The organism is Lysinibacillus sp. G1-3 (assembly GCF_056322905.1).
The window spans coordinates 227793-248623 of record NZ_JBWHYQ010000003.1 but is presented as its reverse complement, the minus strand read 5'-3'; the positions used below and the strand labels follow the sequence as shown (position 1 = coordinate 248623).

The following is a 20831-nucleotide window of genomic DNA, read 5'->3' as shown; positions in this document are numbered from 1 at the left end:
ATTTTATTCAGTACTACCGGTACCATCATCCGGAGCGGTTGGGTCAGTTGGCGTTGTTGGTGGCTGGCTACCATTATTGTTGCCATTGTTACCTGGCGGGGTACCGCCATTTCCTGCATTGCCGTTGTTACCATTCTCACCTGCATTGCCGTTGCCATTCCCATTTCCATTACCGTTGCCGTTGTTACCATTGTTATCATTTCCGTTACCATTGTGGTTACCGTTGTCCTCGGTATTGCCATTTTCGTCCGGTTCCGTTGGTTCCTCAATATCAGGTTCCTCAGGAGTATCTGGCTCTTTATCTTCTTCAGCCGTACCTGTTACTTGGAAAGTAGTTGTACCTGGTTTACTGCGTGTACCATCTACAACTGCTACGACAGAAATCGTGTAGTTGCCATCTTCCAATTTGTTGCTAACTGTTAAACCTTTGCTATCCGCTGTACCAAGAGAAATAGTCTCTCCACCTTCTTTTTTAGCGGATACTTCGAAGGTTGTTGGTAGCGGTTCATTTGAATCCGGATTAAGCATTGCATCATGCTCCCAAGAAATATTGATAGATTGACCTTCTAAATCTAGGCTTGCACTTACATTGTAAGGTGTAGAAAGCTCTGGTGCAGCATATTCATTTGAAACTTCATTAGGCTCTGAACCACGTACAAATAGCTCTGTTCGACGTAACTCATTCGGAGTAAAACTACTTGCTAATTTAAGTGGCTTTGATCCTACTTCAATTGTAGCTTCAACAACTGAATTTGGCTTTTTGAAACGTGGTGTTTCAACGTTCTCCGAAATATCTTGCATAATTTGTTTAAATAAAGTTTGCGGTAAACGACGCTCATCCCAAGTTGTAATTGGATCAAAGTGTTCTTCATAACCACTCCAAATAGCGATTGAATAGTTTGTAGTGTACCCAGCAAACCATGAATCCGGTACACTTGTATCCGGTAAATTATGCTTGCTAAAATCTGCAGCTGCGTAGTTTGTTGTACCTGTTTTACCTGCGATATCTAATCCAGGTACATTTGCGTAAGTACCTGATGCATCCGGCTTATTGCCGACAACATCACGTAACATATCTGTCACCATATAAGCTGTATAATCGCTCATTGCTACATTAGACTCTGGTGTGTAGTCTTTTGTTGTTTTACCGTCACGGTAAACGATTTTTGTAATTGAATAAGGATCAGTGTAAACACCATTATTTCCAAATGCTGCAAAGGAAGCAGCCATTTGAGTAGGAGACATTGTAATATCCCCACCACCGATCGCATCAGATTCATAAATATTTTTAGCATTAATACCTAAACGACCAATAAATTCTTTAGCTTTATCAATACCAACTTCTTGTAATGTTTTAACAGCTGGAACGTTACGTGAAGCATATAAAGCTTTACGTGCTGTTATAGCACCCATATATTTATTATCCCAGTTTGTAATCGTTTGACGCGTACCAGTGTAGTTCATTGGTTCGTCCACAAGTGTTTGACCTGTTGACCATTTTAAATTTTCGATTGCTGGACCATAATCTATTAATGGTTTCATAGTTGAACCTGGTTGATGATGTAAGTCATATGCATAGTTCCAACCACGTTCAGCCCCGTAATTGCGTCCGCCACCGATTGCTTGAATTTGACCAGTTTTCGTATCAATGACAGCTACACCCGATTGGATTTCTTCTGTTGGGAAGTTACTTTCATCATTCATAGTATTTTCAACAATTTGCTGAGCATTAGGATCAAGTGTTGTGTAAACTTTAATACCTTCTGCCATTGCACTACCATCACCGTTATCCTCTAGTTCATTAATAACGACATCAAGGAAGGCATCGAATTTAGAGCCAGCAAATTTTTGGCGTGTCGCATCGTCAGCTAGACCAGCCTGAACGTTTACTTTCTTTGCTTCTTCCATCTCGGCTTTTGTAATTTTTTTATGTTGATACATTAATCCTAGAACGGTATTACGGCGTTTTTCCGCAAGTTCAGGATTTTTTAATGGATTGTAAGCATTTGGGCGCTGTACTAAACCTGCAAGTAATGCTTCTTCAGCTAAATCTAAATCTTTTAGTTCTTTCCCATAGAAATATTGGGCTGCTGTTCCGAAGCCATAAACACGACCTGACATCAGCATTTTGTTAAAGTACATTTCAAAAATTTCTTCTTTTGAATATTTACGTTCTAATTGGAAGGCTAACCAAGCTTCCTGCGCTTTACGTTTTAATTTTTTCTCATTTTGTAAAAATGAGTTTTTAACAACTTGCTGTGTTAATGTAGAGGCCCCTTGTGCCCCGAAGCCATCACGGAAGTTAGCGAGTATTGCTCCTCCAAGGCGATAAAAATCCATACCACCGTGCTCGAAAAAGCGTACATCTTCCGTTGCAAGGATTGCATTAACCATATCCTTTGGTATATCTTCATATTTTACATATTTACGGTTTTCTGCACCAATTGTGGCAAATAATTCACCGTTTTTATCATAGAACTCAGAAGAAACGGGGTCCTTCAGTAAGTTTTCATCTAATTCAGGTGCGGTACTTGCGTAATAGGCGAATAACCCAGCACCACCAATCAAACATGCAGCCATAATTGCTACAAGTGTTAGCGTAATGCGCTTAAACCATTTTTTCTTCGATGGTTTCGGATCGCTTTTTTTATTTTTTTGAGCGAGAGCTTTTTGATGCTCACCGCGTGTTGGACGACGTTCAGTCATTCTACTATCTCCTCACTTTCAGAACCATGACTTTGTACTTCAATGAGCTGTTGGATAATCGGTAAATAATCGATACGTGGATAATAGCTTGTAGGAACTTCAAAAGCTTCCTTTTCTATAGTTGAAAAGGGAATCGATTTACGTTCACCGTTTTCCATCGCTAGCCAGGCCTTTTGTAAAACATCGTATGGCACGATAAAATATCGTTCAAAAGCCGAGAAACGAACGATAATAAAGGCCACACCATTTTGTTCCGTCACTTGCTGCATATGTGTCATTTGATGTAAGTGAATATTCTTTAGGGGAAAACTGGTCTTTGAAGCTGTTTCCTTTGCATCAAAATCAATATAACGCCCGTTCCAAACACCGTTGTAATCTGTTGTTGACGGTGTTCGAAAATAAGCCTCACGAATAACTGCAGCACTTCGTGATGGGTACTCTACTTTGACGATTTGCACGGGAACAGGTTTCTTATGAATGATAGCAAGTCGTCTTTTTACATAATAATCGTTTGCTTCATCAATTTCATCTTCTAGTGTTTTACCTCGATTACTAAAAGAAAAATCTTTTTCTTTCCCCTTTTTTACCGTTTTTTGAACAGTAGGATTGGGGGAATACAATTTCCCATTCGGATAACGAATTGTCATTTAGTTCACCCTCTATAATACTGCTATTATACAATAGTTTACCACGATTAAGTAGCAGTTCTCTACTTCCATTAATAGTCTGATTGACGCTAGATTTTTTATAGTTAAATTTACCCGCAGATGATCAATCTTTGGGCAATTTTCGCCTCTTAAAGTCGAAAAATAGCAAGTAATTTAATTAGCTCTTTCACGCGAATCGCCAAAATAACTGATGAAATTTTCAAGTGGATTTTATAGAAAATACGGTATGCCGCGCTAACTTCTCTACTTGATTCCAAGTTTCAAGACAAGAGAATTTACTAGACTAGGTCAACTAATTTTTATCGAAATACTTCTTCTTTCAGCTAACTTACGCTTATTTTGTCACGCATGAAGGTAATTTTATACATACGAGGAATACATAATTAAAGCAAAGGAGGCGTTATTTTGAACAAGTTAAAACAATTAGTTGCGCAGTTGGATCTGGTCAATCAATTACTGTTAACAAGAGTGTCTTTGGAAAACAATGCACAGAGTATGCATTTTTTTGAACAGCTCAAATCTGTTAGCCAGAAAGTAAGCTTAGCAGAAAAGAACTGGCAAGTAAAGAATGCTTGTTCGCCTATTAGTAGTGAAAAATGATAGACTTTGGTACACTTATCTCATATGCAGTGTAAGTAACTCAATATGAGCATTTTTCATACAGTATTTGTCACCTAGAGTGATATGTTTGATTAGACATTTACTGAAACAGGGGACTCCTTGGTCAAAGATGTGAGTGGGACGAGGGCTAAAAAGCATACGTTTTGTGATAAAGGCTTCGGGATTGTGGAACGAAAATCAATCCCGCGTTATGGTGATGAGCCAGAAATAAAGACTTCTATCTATTGTTGGGAGAAATTACTCATATAGCATAAATTATTTTGTAGATGAATTTTAAAATAGCAGGTTCGAAACTAGCTTATAATGAGATTATGCGTTTATATTAATGTAGTTCAATCTGTATTTTAAGTAGTACCAACCTAATAATAAAAATATATTTTAACGCTCATCGCCCAAAATTTTGGGAGACATTTTTTTAATGTATGCCGAGTTATAAGGCTTGGAACACTTATAGAGGAACAAAGTGTGACTAATGCCCAAACGGCTTATCAATGTCCTTAGCAAGTGCCCAGTTGGAACGGAAATCCACCCATTTTGGTGATGAGCCTTAATTGAATAAGAAGAGGTGCGAAATTTGTTATTATTACAGCAAACTTCCAAATTAATAGATGAAAGTGAAAAATGTGTTTCACGCTTCTGGCAAATGCGTGAGGAGGATCGTACTCCCGACTTTTTTGAGGAGGTTAAGCCACACGCAGATATCATTCACCAACTTTTAAAAGAATGGCAACAAGAGGCGAATGAGTGGATTCAAAAAAATCGACCAAAATATATCCATACACAACAAATTACTTCAGCGGCAGAATCGATGGAGCAATTTGTTGTGCAATCCTTTTATAAGGAAACAAGTAAAAAGCGTTTTTTAGATGCGATTCATTCAACCTCATATACGTTGGAAATTTTAGAACGGGTAGTGAAGGAGACACAATCAGATGTTATCGAAAAAAAGGACCATTAGTGAACTGTTAAGCGAGTGGAGATATGATGAGGAATTGAAGGAACGCATAGTACACTGGCAAACGCTTGAAGGGCGAGAGGCTAAGTATGCACCTTTCCCTGCAAACTTACATCCTTCACTTGTAAAGGCTCTTCAATCAAGAGGAATTGAACAACTGTATACTCATCAACGTCAGGCATTTGATTACGCAATGGAAGATGTTTCATTTACTGCTGTAACACCAACTGCGTCTGGAAAATCATACTGCTATCATTTACCGGTACTTCAAAAAATATTAGAAGATAAAAATTCACGTGCTATTTATTTATTTCCAACGAAAGCTCTAGCGCAGGATCAAAAAAATGATTTAAATGAATTAATCGAACAAAGCGGTGAAGAAATATTAAGCTATACGTATGATGGGGATACTGCGCCAGGCATTCGTCAAAAAGTACGTAAGGCAGGGCATATTGTGATGACAAACCCGGATATGCTTCATTCGGGGATATTGCCACATCATACGAAATGGGTTTCACTATTTGAAAATTTACAGTATATCGTCATTGATGAGTTGCATACATATAAAGGTGTGTTTGGCTCACATGTTGCGCATGTTATTCGAAGGCTGAAGCGTATTTGTGAGTTTTATGGTAGTAAGCCGATTTTCATTTGTACATCAGCTACCATTAAAAATCCAAAGGAGCTGGCGGAAGCTTTAACAAATGAGAGTCATGCCTTAATTAGTGATTCTGGAGCGCCTGTTGAGAAAAAGACTTTTCTTTTTTATAACCCACCGATCGTCCATAAAACATTTGGCGTACGTCGAAGTGCTGTTTTGGAGGTGAGTGACCTCGCTAAAAGATTATATACAGCAGGTATTCAAACCATTATTTTTGCGAAAAGTCGTGTGCGAGTAGAAATGATTGTGACGTATTTAAAGGAGCTTACACGCAATAAGCTTTTAGATGAATCAGTGCGAGGTTATCGTGGTGGTTATTTACCCTCTGAGCGACGTGTTATTGAACGAGGGCTTCGCGACGGTACTATTCAAACCGTAGTGAGTACAAATGCGCTAGAATTAGGCGTCGATATTGGCCAATTACAAGCATGTATTATGACAGGGTATCCGGGAAATATCGCAAGTGCGTGGCAGCAAGCGGGTCGTGCTGGCCGTCGTCAGGACGAGGCGCTAATTATTTATGTAGCACAATCAGCCGCACTTGATCAATATGTTGTGAACCATCCACTCTTTTTACTTGGTAGTGCACCTGAGGAAGCGCGTATTTATCCTGAAAATATGTTAATTTTAATGGATCATTTGAAATGTGCAGCGTTTGAGCTACCATTTTCCACGGATGATACGTATGGTGAATATGAGATTCAGGAGTTACTTGACTATTTAGCGGAGGAAGGCGTTGTTTTTAAAACGAGTGAGAAGTGGCATTGGATGAGTGACCGTTTTCCAGCACATGATATTAGTCTTCGATCTGCTTCACAAGAAAATGTTGTGATCATTGATATGACTGTCCCTGCACAAACAAAGGTTATTGGTGAAATGGATCGTCATAGTGCGATGACATTACTACATGAAGAGGCTATTTATTTGCATCAGGGCATTCAATTTCAAGTAGAAAAGCTTGATTGGGACGAAAAGAAAGCCTTTGTACGAGAAGTAGATGTCGATTATTATACTGACGCTAATCTAGCAGTTGAGATGAAGGTGCTAGAAGAAGATCGGAGCCGAGAATATAAAGGTGGCATTATTAGCTTCGGTGATGTTGGCTTAGTCGCACAGGCAACGATATTTAAAAAAATACGCTTCGGTACACACGATAATATCGGTTCTGGTCCTATTCACTTACCACCAGATGAAATGCATACGAATTCATCGTGGCTATCATTCAACAGAGTAGACCAGTGGTCCGAAGCTGAATTAACAGATGCGATGACTGGAGCAGCTTATGCAATGAACGCCTTTATTCCGATATTTATCCAATGTGACAGCAGCGATGTAGCTGTCGTACCTCAGGTAAAGGCATCTCACAATGAAATGCCAACATTCTTTGTTTATGATAAGTATCCTGGTGGAATCGGCTTAAGTGAAAAGGTTTATGACTTATGGGAAAGTCTTTTAGTCAAAACTTTAGAGCATGTTTCGAATTGTCCTTGTGATTCTGGGTGTCCATCATGCATTGGAGCACAAGACAGTTTGCAGGAAGGGAAGAAGAGGATAATAGAACTTCTTCGGATCTTAAATCAAATTAATCAAAATTAAAAAGAGGGCTTAAGGAATAACTTAGTTATTTCCTCAAGCCCTCTTTATTTATCAGTTTTAAGATCATCTTACGGTTACGAGATTACGATGTTGAATAAGACTTACTAGAAAGGTATAAAAATCAGCACGAAATAATATGCTGCCTGCCCTATGCTATTCATACTAATTATTTTGTTGTAATATATACAGCGCCATCAAACGTAATACCTGCACCTAGTGTTTCGCTTACAAAACGTAAAGGCACCATAGTTGTACCTTTATAAATTTCAGCTGCATGATTTAAATTAATTGCAGTTGTAACGCCGTTTGAATTAACGTATGCTTTTTTATTTCCGATGCCAATGACAATTTTTTTATTATCTTTGTGTGCCGTCACTTTTTTTGTTGCGTTGTCATAAGTAACAGTTGCCCCAAGTGATACAAAAATTGCTTTCATAGGAACTAAAGTTGTTCCGTTTTTAATATAAGCACTTGGGTTGTAATATTGCTTAACGTTATTGATATATACATCTACAGTTGTAAGCACAGGTTCTGGTTTGCTTTGAGGTGTTGGTGTTGTTTGATTTATATTGGTAGAAGCCTTTACCTCGTTGCCTTTATTATGATAGTGATAACCTGAGCAAAGACCTTTTGCTTTAGACTTTTCAGAACAGTTATGACCACCATTACTATCAAGACGACCTGGGTGTGCATCAGCCGTTAAGGATGTCGCCATAAACAAAGACAACATTGTAATAAATAAAACTAATTTCTTCATAAAGATCCTCCTATTAATAAAATATGTAATTATTATACTGTTAAATGGGTTATATTTACAATATTTTACTACAAATATTAGTTTTCATATGGAAGAAATTTATTAAGCGATGATGTAATCAAAGTTAACGTTCTCGTATTTGATAAAAGAAAATAGACAACAATAATATGTAATATTTATCTATTTGGTTGAATGGGGTGAATATCATTTCTCTACAGAACATTTTGGCGTATATGTATCATTTAAAAATGACGGCACAGTATGGTATAAATCTGAAAACCTCTTTAATTTCCCCATTTCTTATTTATTTTTTCTTTTCCTATGCATGTGTGCAGATAATTTGAATATCTTGTTTTTATGTTCCTTAATCCGGTTGTGCTAATTAAGTGTCAATTTCGTGAGTATTAGTGACAATTTCACTATTTTCAATTATTCATTGTATTCTAAAACATCCTAACTGTACCGTATAATCACATCATCCACTTGGTTTCATATGTATAGCCATTTAAATCTACACGCGGAAAGCTGCTATGAAACGAAAGAAAAGTGATAAGAACACTCGTCTAGCCTTACTACTTTTACCTTCTTTTTGTGCAGAAGCTAAAAGATGAGTTATGATTGCAATAAGTGAAGAAAAAATACTATAAGTTAAAGCAATATAAAATGCAGAAAATGAGTGAATGTAATGTCTTACGAAAATAAAATTTTACAAATGAAAAAAATGCTCGGTAAAAAAACGACAACAACTATAAAAAAAGAGGCTAAACCTGCTTTTCAAAAACCTGTATCTCCAAGCTATACAGAGCAGTGGGAAAAAGCGGGACTGACAGTTGTAGAAAATGAATTCGGTATTGTATTTAAACGGCAAGTGCGTTATCCATTTAGTTATCAGCACGGTCATTATAAATTGCAGTCATTTTTTGATGCGTTAGTAAAATGGAAAGAGGCAAAGTTCGAACATCCATATGCGTTAGAAATAAATGAAAAAGTATTGTTTTTTGATACGGAAACGACTGGCTTAAAGGGTGTAGGCACACAAATTTTTCTACTAGGTTTTTTAGAAGTGTCAGAGGAAGATGAAAGTTTTATTTTAACTCAATATCTTTTAGCGGATCCTGCTCATGAAGCAGCGTTACTTTTTGAATCAAAGCTTTGGCAAAAAACTGCGACGGTTATTACTTACAATGGAAAAAGCTTTGACTGGCCACAACTTGAAACACGTTGGACGCTCCACCAAAAAGAATTACCTAAGCTACGTACACAACGTCAAATCGATTTATTGCATAGTTCGAAGCGTTTATGGAAAAATGATATGGAACGAATGAAATTAAAATCTGTGGAAGAAGAGAAGCTTGGTTTTTCCCGCATTGGAGATATACCTGGATATCTTGCACCTATAATATATTTAGATGCCATTAAAAGCGGTGTTCCAGATGCACTGATGAAAGTCCTTCTTCATAATGAATGGGATTTACTTTCACTGATTACGCTTTATGTCCATTCTACAAATTTGCTATTTGAAGGGACAAGCGAAGAATCGGCCAAAACGTTTACAAATATCGGTAAGTGGTATGCCGATTTAAAAGAGAGTTCGCAGAGTGTAAAGGTTTTAGAGAAAGTTACGACCCAATTTGATGCACTTGAAGCGGGAAATGCACAATATTATTTGGCCATACAGCATAAAAGAAATAAAAAGTTTAGTGAAGCAATCGATGCATTTGTGGCTTCTCTACATTTTGTTGATCAACGAAAAAAGTTGCACGTATTAGAACAGCTAGCTATGATATATGAGCATCAAATGAAAGATTATGACCAAGCCCTTTATTATACGCAAGAGGGTATAAATTTAATAAAGAAGAATGAGCAATGGAGAGTAGATCAAAAGCAAAAATGGGGAATTTCTTGGGAGAAGAGGTTGCTCAGGTTAGGAAATAAGAAATAATTTCCTGGGTAAGCGCAAGAAACGACAAGTTTTGCCTTACATTTGATGTTTTCAGACGATATAATGTGATGAAGTATGCTATAATTAAACGACGTAGTGTGAGGAAGGGCGATGTGAATGGATATTAAATTAACGTCAAAAATGATCCTTGAAAAGGAATTTAAGAAAAACTTTAAAGGCTACAATGTAGAAGAAGTCGATTCATTTCTTGATGAGATAATACAAGACTATGAAACGTTCGAAAAAGTGGTGGCCCAACTTCGTGAAGAAAATAAACAGTTAAAAGAAGAAATTGATAATACACCTAAGAGACAACCTGTCGCATCGACAGCTGGTACGACTAACTTTGATATTTTAAAACGTCTTTCTAATTTAGAGAAACACGTCTTTGGTAGTAAGTTGTACGAATAAATTTTTATCAATAATGTTGTATTTATCATAAAACTCTAGTATAATCTTTTTATCATCATGAAATTCTGGTAATCGCTGCGGCGCTAGACGTCGTAGAGGAAAGTCCATGCTCGCACGGTTCTGAGATGACCGTAGTGTTCGTGCTTACTGAAAAAATAAGGTAAGGCAGCTGTAAAAGCTGACGGCGGAAGGAAAACCTAAGTCTTTATGATATGGTTGAAACTTCCTGAAAGTGCCACAGTGACGTAGCTTGTTTGGAAACATGCAAGGTGGAACGAGGTAAACCCCACGAGTGAGAAACCCAAATTATGGTAGGGGCACTCTCTAAAAGGAATTGAACGGATAGAGGGACAGAGTTCGCTCTGTAGATAGATGATTACTACCCGGTCGTACGAGGCGATAGCTGTTTGAGTACTCGGGAACAAAACATGGCTTATGGAATTTTTTTGATGCTTATTATGAAATGACAAGCGCTCTCCAATTTGGTGGAGAGCTTTTCTTTTGACTATAGTAAGAAATAATTACTTGTGAAGCATGTCTAAACATGCGCGATATACGTTTGAGAATAAGGCTGTACACTGTTGGTCATGCCTCTGTCGCTACGATTCGAAACAAAAACATCTAGATCAATTATGTCTTGGCATAATTGTGTCCGGAATCGGCTTTGTGCTTAGGCCTGTACTAGGGCCGACACGATGTCGGTCATTTCGATAATGCCACAGGATGTGGCGTTTTTACCGATGCAGGTCAGTTAGCCGTTATCGCATGGATGCGATGATTTTAGGCTAACATCCCCTAAGAACTCCTTACCGATTCTGTGACATCCGCCGGAGGCTTTAGGCCAACATGAAGTTGGTCACTCAGTCGTTGCCACAGGACGTGGCGTTATTAGACTGAGTTCCTCTATTTCAGCGGTTGTTTGGACACACGCTGAAAAGTAGCTTAAATTGGCATACATCTCATCACCTATAGAGGTGGGAGACTTCTGTAACGGACGTTTCGCTACAGAAAATATTTGTAGCTGACGTTTCACTTTCGCTACGAACACATTTGCTGAAAGAAGTTAAACTGTTATCGCAACGATGTACATATTGTCTACATACGAGTAGACTGGCGCAAAAGCGCTTTTCTAAAAAATGAGGGTAGTATAGAGAGATAGGATGGAGCGGAATCATGAGCGGAGTGAACGATAGTCTGGAGAAGCTAAATTCGATTTCCAAATATCCTACTGCCTTATTGACAAAAATCTTCGAAAATGTATCTGAAGGGATTATGATCACGGATAAACATAAAAGAATAGAATTGGTTAATCCTGCATTTGAATTTGTAACTGGCTATAAACGTGATGAAGTGATGGGTAAAACACCAGCCGTTCTTCAGTCAGGTGTACATGAATTACAATTTTATTTAGATATGTGGCAAATGATACGACAAGAAGGCACTTGGCAGGGGGAAATATGGAATCGTCGTAAAACCGGAGATGTATATCCAGAATGGTTAACAATTGTCGGTGTAGCTGACGATGAGGGTGAGATTACAAATTACTGTGGCATTTTCTCGGATTTGTCTGAAAGAAAGATCGTAGAAAATGAACTAGAAAAGCGTTTGTTAACGGACTCATTAACGGAAGTATCAAATCGATTTGCGTATATTGAAAGAATGGATAATTTATTAGAATCAACTTCTACTATCTCTCATTCAGTACAGCATGCAGTCTATTTTTTAGACTTAGATCGATTTAAACAAATTAATGATACGTTAGGTCATGCTGTTGGAGATACGATGCTAGTAGAAGTAGCAAAACGCTTAAAAACATTGTTGAAAAATAAAGATATCATCGCTAGATATGGCGGTGATGAGTTTATTATAACGTTGACAAACGTAAAAAGTGCTAAAGAAGCTGCAAATTTTGCTGAACAAATTATAGGTATTATTGAACAGCCTTTAGATATTAATGGCCAAGATATTTTTATTTCTACAAGTATTGGCATCAGTATGTATCCAATTGATGGTGAAACAACAGAGCAATTGATTCATTGTGCTGACAAGGCGATGACGTATTCCAAAAAGAATGGTCTTAACGACTATGCATTTTATTTTGATGAATTGAAGACGGACTCTCAGCGTGTTTTATTATTAGATTCGGAACTACGGAGAGCCATTGAAAGCCGAGAATTTGAGCTGCACTTCCAACCTAAAATATCTATGGAAAATGAAAAGATACAAGGGGTAGAGGCACTTATTCGCTGGAAAAGTGAAAGTCTAGGATTTGTCTCTCCAGCAGAATTTATTCCTTATGCGGAGGAAACAGGATTAATCATACCTTTAAGCGAAGTAATTTTAGAAAAAGCTTGTGAAGCAGTTATAGAGATGCGTCAATCTGGCTATAAGACTCCAGTTGCCATCAATATTTCCAGCATTCACTTTAAGCAACAAAACTTTTTAGACTCTGTTCAAGCGATATTAGAGCGTTACAACACACCTGCTAACAATTTTGAAATCGAAGTTACAGAACGAACAGTGATGAACAGCGCAAATGAAACGGTTAGCAAGCTTGTGCGACTCAAGAAAATGGGCTTTAAAATTTCTATTGACGATTTTGGGACAGGCTATTCGTCTCTTAGTTATTTAGTTCGTTTTCCCCTCGATTATTTAAAAATCGATCGAAGTTTCATTCAGCATATTGGCTCACTCGATGAAAAACAAGCAGTAGTGGATGCGATTATTCAAATGTCGCATCGTTTAAAAATGAAAGTTGTTGCTGAAGGTGTAGAACAAGCACAACAAGTGGATATACTACGTAAAATGAACTGTGATATAATCCAAGGCTATTATTACAGTAAACCTTTACCACTTCATGAACTTATGGAGTTTCTGGAGTATTGGGAAATTGAACATCAAGGAAGGAATTAGTGTATGGCAAACTATAAATTAGTAGCAACTGCTGCAATGGGATTAGAGTCGATTGTGGCACAAGAGGTAAAGGCTCTAGGCTATGAAACAACAGTCGATAACGGTAAAGTGTATTTTGAAGGTGACGAGACGGCCATTGCACGAACAAACTTATGGCTACGTGTAGCAGACCGAGTAAAAATTGTTGTAGGTCAGTTTCCTGCTAAATCTTTTGAACAATTGTTTGAAAGTGTAAAAGCGTTACCTTGGGAAAAATATTTACCCGTTGATGCAGCTTTCCCAGTATCGGGGAAGTCTGTAAAATCAAAATTATTTAGTGTACCAGATTGTCAGGCTATTACTAAAAAAGCAATAGTAGAGCGCATGAAACAGCATTATAAGCGTTTAGGATTTTTAGATGAATCTGGTGCAACTTATAAAATTGAAGTTTCAATCTTAAAAGATGTGGCTACACTTACTATTGATACATCGGGTGTTGGCTTGCATAAGCGTGGGTATCGTCAAGCACAGGGTGAAGCACCATTAAAAGAAACATTAGCAGCGGCACTCGTACAAATTTCAAAGTGGAATCCAAATCGACCATTCGTTGATCCATTTTGTGGTTCAGGCACAATTGCTTTAGAAGCAGCAATGCTTGGACAAAATATTGCACCAGGCTATAATCGTGAATTTATTTCAGAGGAATGGCCATGGATGAAGGCAAAAATTTGGGATGCAGTGCGAGATGAAGCTGATAGCTTAGCGAACTATGATCAACCATTAGAAATTTTTGGGTCAGATATCGATCATCGCATGGTGAGTATTGCACAAGAAAATGCACTAGAAGCGGGCTTTGGTGATATGATTACGTTCAAGCAAATGCAAGCACGTGATTTTACAACACAGCTAACAGATGGTGTTATGATTGGTAATCCACCATATGGGGAGCGAATTGGGGACATTGAGATCGTGGAGCAGGTAATTCGTGATTTAGGAAAAGTCATGAAAAACTATCCGACTTGGTCTGTGTACATGTTATCCTCAATGAAAAACTTTGAGGAACTGTACGGTCATCAATCGACAAAGAAACGTAAATTATTCAATGGCTTTATTGAAACGAATTATTACCAGTTCTGGGGACAAAAGTCTAAAAGAGATTAACGAATGATAACGGAAGATAAGATTTTTTCTTATCTTCCGTTTCGTCGCGTATAATAGGACCAGATAGTTAGAGGGGGAGCGTCAATTGCGTAAATCTTTACCATTTGTATTAACGAAGGACCGCTCATTTTTTGAGTCATTAGGTGACTGGATGGGGGACGTCCTTTACGATGAATTACCTGGAAAGGGCTTTGAATGCCGTGATGAGCAAATCTTTATGGCTTATCAAATCGAGCAGGCTTTAAAAGAGAAAAACGTGCTTTTTGCAGAGGCAGGGGTAGGGACTGGTAAAACAATTGCCTATTTACTACCGGCTGTATCTTATGCACGCTATACTGGTAAACCAGCCCTTATCGCATGTGCTGATGAAACTTTAATTGACCAGTTAGTAAAAGAGGGCGGCGATATTTATAAGCTACAAAAAACGTTAGGTCTTGAAATCGATGTCCGCCTAGCAAAGTCACGTGACCAATATTTATGCTTAAAGCGTTTTGAGGAAGCTGAGAAAGTCGAAACTGATGAATGGATTGATGATATTTCGTTTTCTATACCTGATGGAGTGTATGCACAGGGCTCGATGATTGCAATACAACCCTATGGTGAACGAAGCGATTATCCAACAGTCAGTGATGAAGATTGGCAAAAAGTAAATTACAACTCGATTATGCAGTGTTCAGTATGTGACCTACGTAATCGATGTGGTCAAACATTACATCGTGCACATTATCGTAAATCAGCGGATCTCATTATTTGTTCACAAGACTTTTTGATGGAACATTTAGCTACAAAGGAGTCACGTGAACGTGAAGGGCAATTAGCTTTATTGCCGGATGTATCAATGATCGTGCTAGACGAAGGTCATTTATTAGAATATGCTGCACAAAAAGCAATGACGTATAAAGTACAGGCGACAACTATTGTTCAATTGTTAGAGCGTTTAATGGTAGATGGTGTGCGAGAACGTACATTATATGCGATGGAAAAATTACAAGATGACCATGAGCTATTTTTTGACCAACTGCGAGACGATCTAGTCGCTTCTGAAGAAGAGCGTAAACGTATTAACAAATCGCCAAATCTATTGAAATACGGGAAACAGCTTATTCAAGATGTCGAAACATTACTTGAGGAATTTGTTTTTGAATCTGAAATGTATATGATTCCGGAGTATGAATTAAATATGGCAGAGGAGTATTTAGAACAATACGAGGCTTCTTTACGTATTTTTATAGCACAGGGAGATGCAGTAGATTGGTTAGAGGAAACTGATGGGGAAGAAACGCTTGTCATTATGCCGCGTCTTATCACAGAAGTTTTAGCAGAAAAACTATTCTCTAAAAAACTTCCAATCATATTTTCTTCAGCAACTTTATCAGTGAAAAAAGATTTTTCATATATTGCCTATAGTTTAGGAATTCGTGATTATCAATCGTTTTCTGTTCCTTCTCCATTTGATTATGAAGAAGTTATGCGAATTTATTTACATGAACTTTCTCAAAAGGAGAAAACGTCGCGGGTTCAACAACTATTACGTGACGGTGAAAAAACTTTAATTTTATTTAAATCCAAACAAGCAATGTTAGATTTTAAAGCGGAACTACCTCTTATGGAACGAATGTATGTAGCGTTTGAAGGGGATCGTGAACTGTCAGGAATTGTTCGTGATTTCCAAGAAGGCACGATTAAAACATTATGCTCCTATCATTTATGGGAAGGTCTAGATTTGCCGGAGGAGGCATTAACACGGGTTATTATTTTTGATTTACCGTTCCCTCCACACGATCCATTATTTGATGCGAAACGTACATTTGCAGAAAATCCATATGAAGAAGTGGAATTACCATTTATGCAACTTCGTTTGCAGCAAGGAATGGGGCGTTTAATTCGTACTTCAAACGACCGCGGAGATATCCATATTTTAATGAATGAAGAAGAGGCAAAGCAGCGTGAAACATTTGAAGATATATTAGCTGTTACCCCAGAAATAAAGTAGAAAAAAGCGAGTTTGCACCTGTTGCATTCTCGCTTTTTTTATATATTAAAATAACTTTTTTATCGTGGGATAATGTTGGGTTTGAAAAAAGTGTTGAATATTTCTCTTTTAAGCTATATAGTTCTTTGTAATGCAATGAAATTTAATAAAATAAATTATTTTTTTTATTGAAAATAATTTTGCAAAAGGTTTATAATGATGACAAGAAATTTTAGAATAATCAAATTTAATATTTAATTATTCTGTGATAGGGGGCATGAACCTGTCGAACATTCAATCATTGTGTCGAAAATATACGAGCTTATCTGCAACAGATGTAGAGAAGTTAATAGAACTTGAAATTACATTATCGTATTACGCTGAGTTGACAGATTGTTATATGTTCATAGATTGTATGCTGGAAAACTTGCCATATGCAATTGTTGTGGCAGAGGCATTCCCAAAAACAGAAAGAGGCTTATACGAAAAATCTGTAATTGGCAAATTTGTCTTTGAAAGCTTTGAGCCAGCAGTATTTGCTGCTTTTAAAAATAAAGAAAAATCGTCAATGACTAGAGCAATCACTCAGGAAGGCATAACGGTTGAACAAAACGTTGTCCCTCTCTTTAATGACCAACAACAAGTTATTGCTGTGTTAATCCAGGAAAAAAAGGTGGAAATGAAAACAACACCTAAAGATGATTTCAGGCAAATGCCTTTTGCATTAATTGAGCATATTGTTGAGCCGAACTCTCAACCGATTCCAGTTGTTTCTGATTTGCTAGTGGAATCGATTATTCTTACAAATCATGAAAACAAGGTCATCTATAGCAATCCTGCAGGCTACCGATTTATATTGGAGCTATCCGGACTTGAGCGTTTTGACAACGTTGCTTTGGATGAAATTTTACCTTTTTTACAGGAAATCTATGATAAAGGCGATGATGTCTTTTTCTTAGAAATTACGATTGATCGTAAATCCTTTATTGTAAAGAAAATTCCTATTCGTGATCAACATAATAAAGTGACACTTCTCATAATTCATGATCTTACAGAGCTTAAGCTGAAAGAAAATGAATTAATGATGAAAACATTCGCTATAAGAGAGATCCACCACAGAGTGAAAAATAATTTACAAACAGTTACGAGTCTATTGCGCTTGCAAATGCGAAATGACTTGTCAGCTTCCAGTGCGAGTGCTTTTCAAGAGGCATTAAATCGTATATATAGTATTTCATCTGTTTATGAACTTATTTTAGAAAATGAGGATAACGCTGAAGAGAAAGTAGATGTTATCGCGTTATCTAAAAAGATTGGTCATAAAATGGTTGGCACATTCAACACATCATCTATTCAATTAACCTTTCATCACGATAATATACAGTTATTTTGTCATTCTAAAAAAGCTGTTTCGCTCGCATTAATCATTTGTGAGCTACTGCAAAATGCACTGAAATATGCTTTTATTGGTCGTGAAGAGGGAACAATCGATATCCAATTTGAAAAAGATGCTTCTTCAATTTCACTTCATATTTCTGACAACGGCGTTGGAATGCAAGAGGTGAAGGCATCGTTTGGAATGGAGATTATAACGAGGCTTGTTGAACATGATTTAGCTGGCATATTTTCAATTATCCCTAGTGAACAAGGTACACATACTCAAATCCAGTTCCCTGTAAGTGAGGAGGTATTTATCCTAAATGACTAGGAAAGTTATGATTGTCGAAGATGAGTCCCTTATTGCAATTGATTTAAAGTTTATGTTAGAGGATAATGGCTACGAAGTGGTAGCACAAGCGAATAATGGAGAATCAGCAATTGAGTTGGCTTTTACACATAAGCCTCAGTTAATCTTAATGGACATTAAAATGCCAAAGCTAGATGGTTTAAAGGCAAGTAAAATTATTGAACAGCAGCTCGGTATACCAGTGCTATTTATATCAGCTTATAGTGAAAAAGAATTGTTACTGTATATGAAGCAGGATAATATTTTAGGCTATGTAATGAAACCGTTTTCTGAGAAGAATGTCCTTCCGGCGTTGGAAGTCGCATTTCACCAGATTGATAAGTTCAACCGTTTAAACGGGAAATTGCTGCATAAACAGACAGAATTAGAACAGCGAAAAATAATCGAACGAGCAAAAGGTTTGCTCATGAAGTCAGAGAACCTTAGTGAGGACGAAGCTTATAAAAAAATTCGAAGTGAAAGTATGCAGACTCAACAGGAAATGGCGCTTATTGCAAGGCGCATTATCAATACTTTACAAGTAAATAGTTAAAGCAAAGACGCTTTAAAGAGATTTCCTCTTTAAATGCGTCTTTTTTTTATAAATAGAAAAATATAAGGGGTGATGAGAAGGATGGCAATGATAGGAACGGTTATCGTTTATATTATTATGATTTGTGCAGTTTTAGGAGCAATTGGGGCAATTCGAGATGCTGAATATGGAATCGGTAAAGAGTTTATGAATGGTATTCATACGGTTGGACATATTTTTGTACCCGCTGCAGGGATCATGGCAGCTATACCTTACTTAACGTGGTTTATAAGTCATTTTATTAGTCCGATTTTTGAATGGATTGGTGCTGATCCAGCGATTGCGGCAACGACAATTTTAGCGTCGGACATGGGAGGCTATCAATTAGCAAATGCGTTAAAAGAGTCTTATGAAGGATGGGTCATGGCTCTAGTTGTCGGATTTATGTCAGGTGCAACAATTGTGTTCTCTATTCCAATGGGGCTTGCCATGTTAGATAAGCGAGATCATAAATATATGGCTTTAGGTATTATGGCGGGTGTTTTAACAATTCCAATTGGAGCATTTATTTCTTCTATTTTGATCGTGATGTTCAATACGGAGGTTCGTGAAGTTATTAGTACAACGGCGGCACCAACATATGTTTTTGCCATTTCTGTTTTACAAATATTAATTAATTTATTGCCTTTATTTATTTTTGTCGTGTTAATTGCGTTAGGTCTAAAACTAATTCCAAATGGCATGATCAAAGGCTTCATGATTTTTGGACGTGTGATGGATGCTGCAATCAAGCTTGTGCTAGTGTTCTCGATTGTAGAAATTTTCACAGGTATTTTTACGAAAGTTTTTGGTGCATGGGGCTTTGATCCGATCATGGCAGATAAAGTCGATCAATTCCGGGCACTTGAAACAGCTGGATACATCGGTATTATGTTAGCGGGTGCATTCCCAATGGTGTACTTAATAAGAAAATATGCATCGAAGCCTCTAGAAGCGGCAGGTGAAAAATTAGGCCTATCATCAGTAGGGAGCGCTGGTATTTTAGCGACAATTGCTAATATTTTAGCCATGTTTACACTTGTTCGACATATGCCACCGAAAGATAAGGTCATTAACATTGCCTTTGGAGTTTGTTCAGCATTCCTTCTCGGAGATCATTTATCGTTTACAGCTAACTTCCAACCGACCATTATTTTACCGGTTATTGCTGGTAAGTTTTTAGCGGGTGTTATCGCAATTATATTTGCCTATAAGCTATCTGTTCCAACAGCTCTAAGGCTAGAACAAGAGGATCGCAAGGCGGGCATTATTAAAGAAGGGGAATATTTAGAGCAAAAGTCTTGATTAAATGAACGATGAACTTGAAAGAGGTGATGACGTGTGAGTGAAGAAAAGAAACGGTTTATTCAGGAGTTTGTGCCAGGAAAGCAGCTAACATTAAGTCATTTAATCGCAAACCCTGACCCTGATATGTTTCAAAAGCTAGGTATCCAAGAAGCAGGTGCACTTGGCATCATGACATGTACACCAAGTGAGACAGTTATTATCGCAGGGGATTTAGCAACAAAGTCAGCGAACGTAAAACTTGGGTTTTTAGATCGCTTTACCGGCAGTCTCGTAATTGTTGGCAGTGTCTCCGAGGTTGAAATGGCGATGTTAGAGATTAATCGTTTTCTATCAGAGAAACTTGGCTATACGCCATCAAAAATAACGAAGTCATAGGATGTGCCGTATGAAAAATCGAGTAATGATTATAGGTGGTGTGCAAGCAGGGAAGTCGACATTGATGAATGCGTTATTAGGAAAAGATAGACAAGCCAATAAAACACAAGCGCTCGTTTATGATGACTGGATTGTTGATACACCTGGAGAATATATAGAAAATCCAATGTATTACAAAAACATCATGGCAACATCGCTTGAAGTCACACATGTGATTTATTTGCAGGATGCCACGTCATCAAGGAGTGTTTTTCCTCCGCAATTTAGCTTAGGAATTCCCAAAATACAAATTGGTGTTATTACAAAAATTGATGCACCTCTTGCAGATGTAGAAAGAGCGACAGCGTTATTACAAAATGTCATGACACGTGGTCCTATTGTGAAAACCTCTTCGTGGCAAAAGCTTGGTATTGAGTTTATTGCGCCACTTATTCAGCTCAATTGTGACGAAGAAATTCGCCAATTTGTGAAGGATCGTGATAGTCCTTATCTCATGTATAGCCCGTAGT

Annotated in this window: 16 protein-coding genes and 1 other RNA gene; 14 read left to right on the top strand and 3 right to left on the bottom strand. The window is 37.5% G+C overall.

Features of this window, described 5'->3' with window-relative positions; all coding sequences use genetic code 11:
* Nucleotides 1-3: 3 nt before the first annotated feature.
* The gene (locus tag ACVYAD_RS04540) at nucleotides 4-2706 is read right to left on the bottom strand and encodes a PBP1A family penicillin-binding protein (protein ID WP_476424875.1); all 2703 of its coding nucleotides are present in this window, start codon (nucleotides 2704-2706) and stop codon (nucleotides 4-6) included.
* Nucleotides 2703-3353 carry a Holliday junction resolvase RecU gene (gene recU / locus ACVYAD_RS04535; RefSeq protein ID WP_349660755.1) on the bottom strand — a complete coding sequence of 217 codons (651 nt, stop codon included), beginning with the start codon at nucleotides 3351-3353 and terminating at the stop codon, nucleotides 2703-2705. Before recU ends, ACVYAD_RS04540 begins: the two co-directional genes overlap by 4 nt.
* 426 nt (nucleotides 3354-3779) lie before the next feature.
* Between recU and ACVYAD_RS04530 the strand changes: the two genes are divergently transcribed.
* The 3 genes from ACVYAD_RS04530 to ACVYAD_RS04520 all read left to right on the top strand — a co-directional run bounded on the left by ACVYAD_RS04530 (nucleotide 3780) and on the right by ACVYAD_RS04520 (nucleotide 7207).
* Nucleotides 3780-3974, top strand: coding sequence for an endonuclease (locus tag ACVYAD_RS04530; RefSeq protein ID WP_079560000.1), 195 nt, complete (start codon nucleotides 3780-3782; stop codon nucleotides 3972-3974).
* A 595-nt stretch (nucleotides 3975-4569) separates the two neighbouring features.
* Nucleotides 4570-4953, top strand: a complete 384-nt coding sequence (locus tag ACVYAD_RS04525; protein ID WP_476424874.1) for a YppE family protein — start codon at nucleotides 4570-4572, stop codon at nucleotides 4951-4953.
* On the top strand, nucleotides 4928-7207 hold the full coding sequence (locus ACVYAD_RS04520; RefSeq protein WP_476424873.1) for a DEAD/DEAH box helicase: 2280 nt from the start codon (nucleotides 4928-4930) through the stop codon (nucleotides 7205-7207). Before ACVYAD_RS04525 ends, ACVYAD_RS04520 begins: the two co-directional genes overlap by 26 nt.
* Before the next feature lie 166 nt (nucleotides 7208-7373).
* Here ACVYAD_RS04520 and ACVYAD_RS04515 read toward each other — a convergent pair whose 3' ends face one another.
* The gene (locus tag ACVYAD_RS04515; RefSeq protein WP_476424871.1) at nucleotides 7374-7964 is read right to left on the bottom strand and encodes a stalk domain-containing protein; all 591 of its coding nucleotides are present in this window, start codon (nucleotides 7962-7964) and stop codon (nucleotides 7374-7376) included.
* 685 nt (nucleotides 7965-8649) lie between these two features.
* Between ACVYAD_RS04515 and ACVYAD_RS04510 the strand changes: the two genes are divergently transcribed.
* The 11 genes from ACVYAD_RS04510 (at nucleotide 8650) to ACVYAD_RS04460 (ending at nucleotide 20830) form a co-directional block, all read left to right on the top strand.
* Nucleotides 8650-9906, top strand: a complete 1257-nt coding sequence (locus ACVYAD_RS04510) for a ribonuclease H-like domain-containing protein (protein WP_476424870.1) — start codon at nucleotides 8650-8652, stop codon at nucleotides 9904-9906.
* A gap of 117 nt (nucleotides 9907-10023) precedes the next feature.
* A complete protein-coding gene (gene gpsB / locus ACVYAD_RS04505; protein WP_323646594.1) occupies nucleotides 10024-10317 on the top strand; it encodes a cell division regulator GpsB in 294 nt (97 codons plus the stop codon).
* Between the two features lie 60 nt (nucleotides 10318-10377).
* Nucleotides 10378-10758: RNase P RNA component class B (gene rnpB, locus ACVYAD_RS04500), an RNA gene on the top strand.
* Nucleotides 10759-11490: 732 nt separating this feature from the next.
* Nucleotides 11491-13230 carry a putative bifunctional diguanylate cyclase/phosphodiesterase gene (locus tag ACVYAD_RS04495; RefSeq protein ID WP_349660736.1) on the top strand — a complete coding sequence of 580 codons (1740 nt, stop codon included), beginning with the start codon at nucleotides 11491-11493 and terminating at the stop codon, nucleotides 13228-13230.
* 3 nt (nucleotides 13231-13233) lie between these two features.
* Nucleotides 13234-14370 (top strand): THUMP domain-containing class I SAM-dependent RNA methyltransferase, encoded by a 1137-nt coding sequence (locus ACVYAD_RS04490; protein ID WP_386827949.1) that lies wholly within the window; start codon nucleotides 13234-13236, stop codon nucleotides 14368-14370.
* Between the two features lie 85 nt (nucleotides 14371-14455).
* Nucleotides 14456-16363 carry an ATP-dependent DNA helicase gene (locus tag ACVYAD_RS04485; protein WP_476424868.1) on the top strand — a complete coding sequence of 636 codons (1908 nt, stop codon included), beginning with the start codon at nucleotides 14456-14458 and terminating at the stop codon, nucleotides 16361-16363.
* 256 nt (nucleotides 16364-16619) lie between these two features.
* Nucleotides 16620-18050: a sensor histidine kinase gene (locus ACVYAD_RS04480; protein ID WP_476424866.1), complete on the top strand. Its 1431-nt coding sequence runs from the start codon at nucleotides 16620-16622 to the stop codon at nucleotides 18048-18050.
* Nucleotides 18043-18621: an ANTAR domain-containing response regulator gene (locus tag ACVYAD_RS04475; RefSeq protein ID WP_476424864.1), complete on the top strand. Its 579-nt coding sequence runs from the start codon at nucleotides 18043-18045 to the stop codon at nucleotides 18619-18621. Before ACVYAD_RS04480 ends, ACVYAD_RS04475 begins: the two co-directional genes overlap by 8 nt.
* 81 nt (nucleotides 18622-18702) lie before the next feature.
* A complete protein-coding gene (eutH, locus tag ACVYAD_RS04470) occupies nucleotides 18703-19944 on the top strand; it encodes an ethanolamine utilization protein EutH (protein ID WP_386827952.1) in 1242 nt (413 codons plus the stop codon).
* Between the two features lie 36 nt (nucleotides 19945-19980).
* Complete coding sequence (gene eutS / locus ACVYAD_RS04465; RefSeq protein WP_283871719.1) at nucleotides 19981-20322, top strand: ethanolamine utilization microcompartment protein EutS; 342 nt, start codon at nucleotides 19981-19983, stop codon at nucleotides 20320-20322.
* A 10-nt stretch (nucleotides 20323-20332) separates the two neighbouring features.
* On the top strand, nucleotides 20333-20830 hold the full coding sequence (locus ACVYAD_RS04460) for a EutP/PduV family microcompartment system protein (protein ID WP_349660730.1): 498 nt from the start codon (nucleotides 20333-20335) through the stop codon (nucleotides 20828-20830).
* Nucleotide 20831: the final 1 nt, after the last annotated feature.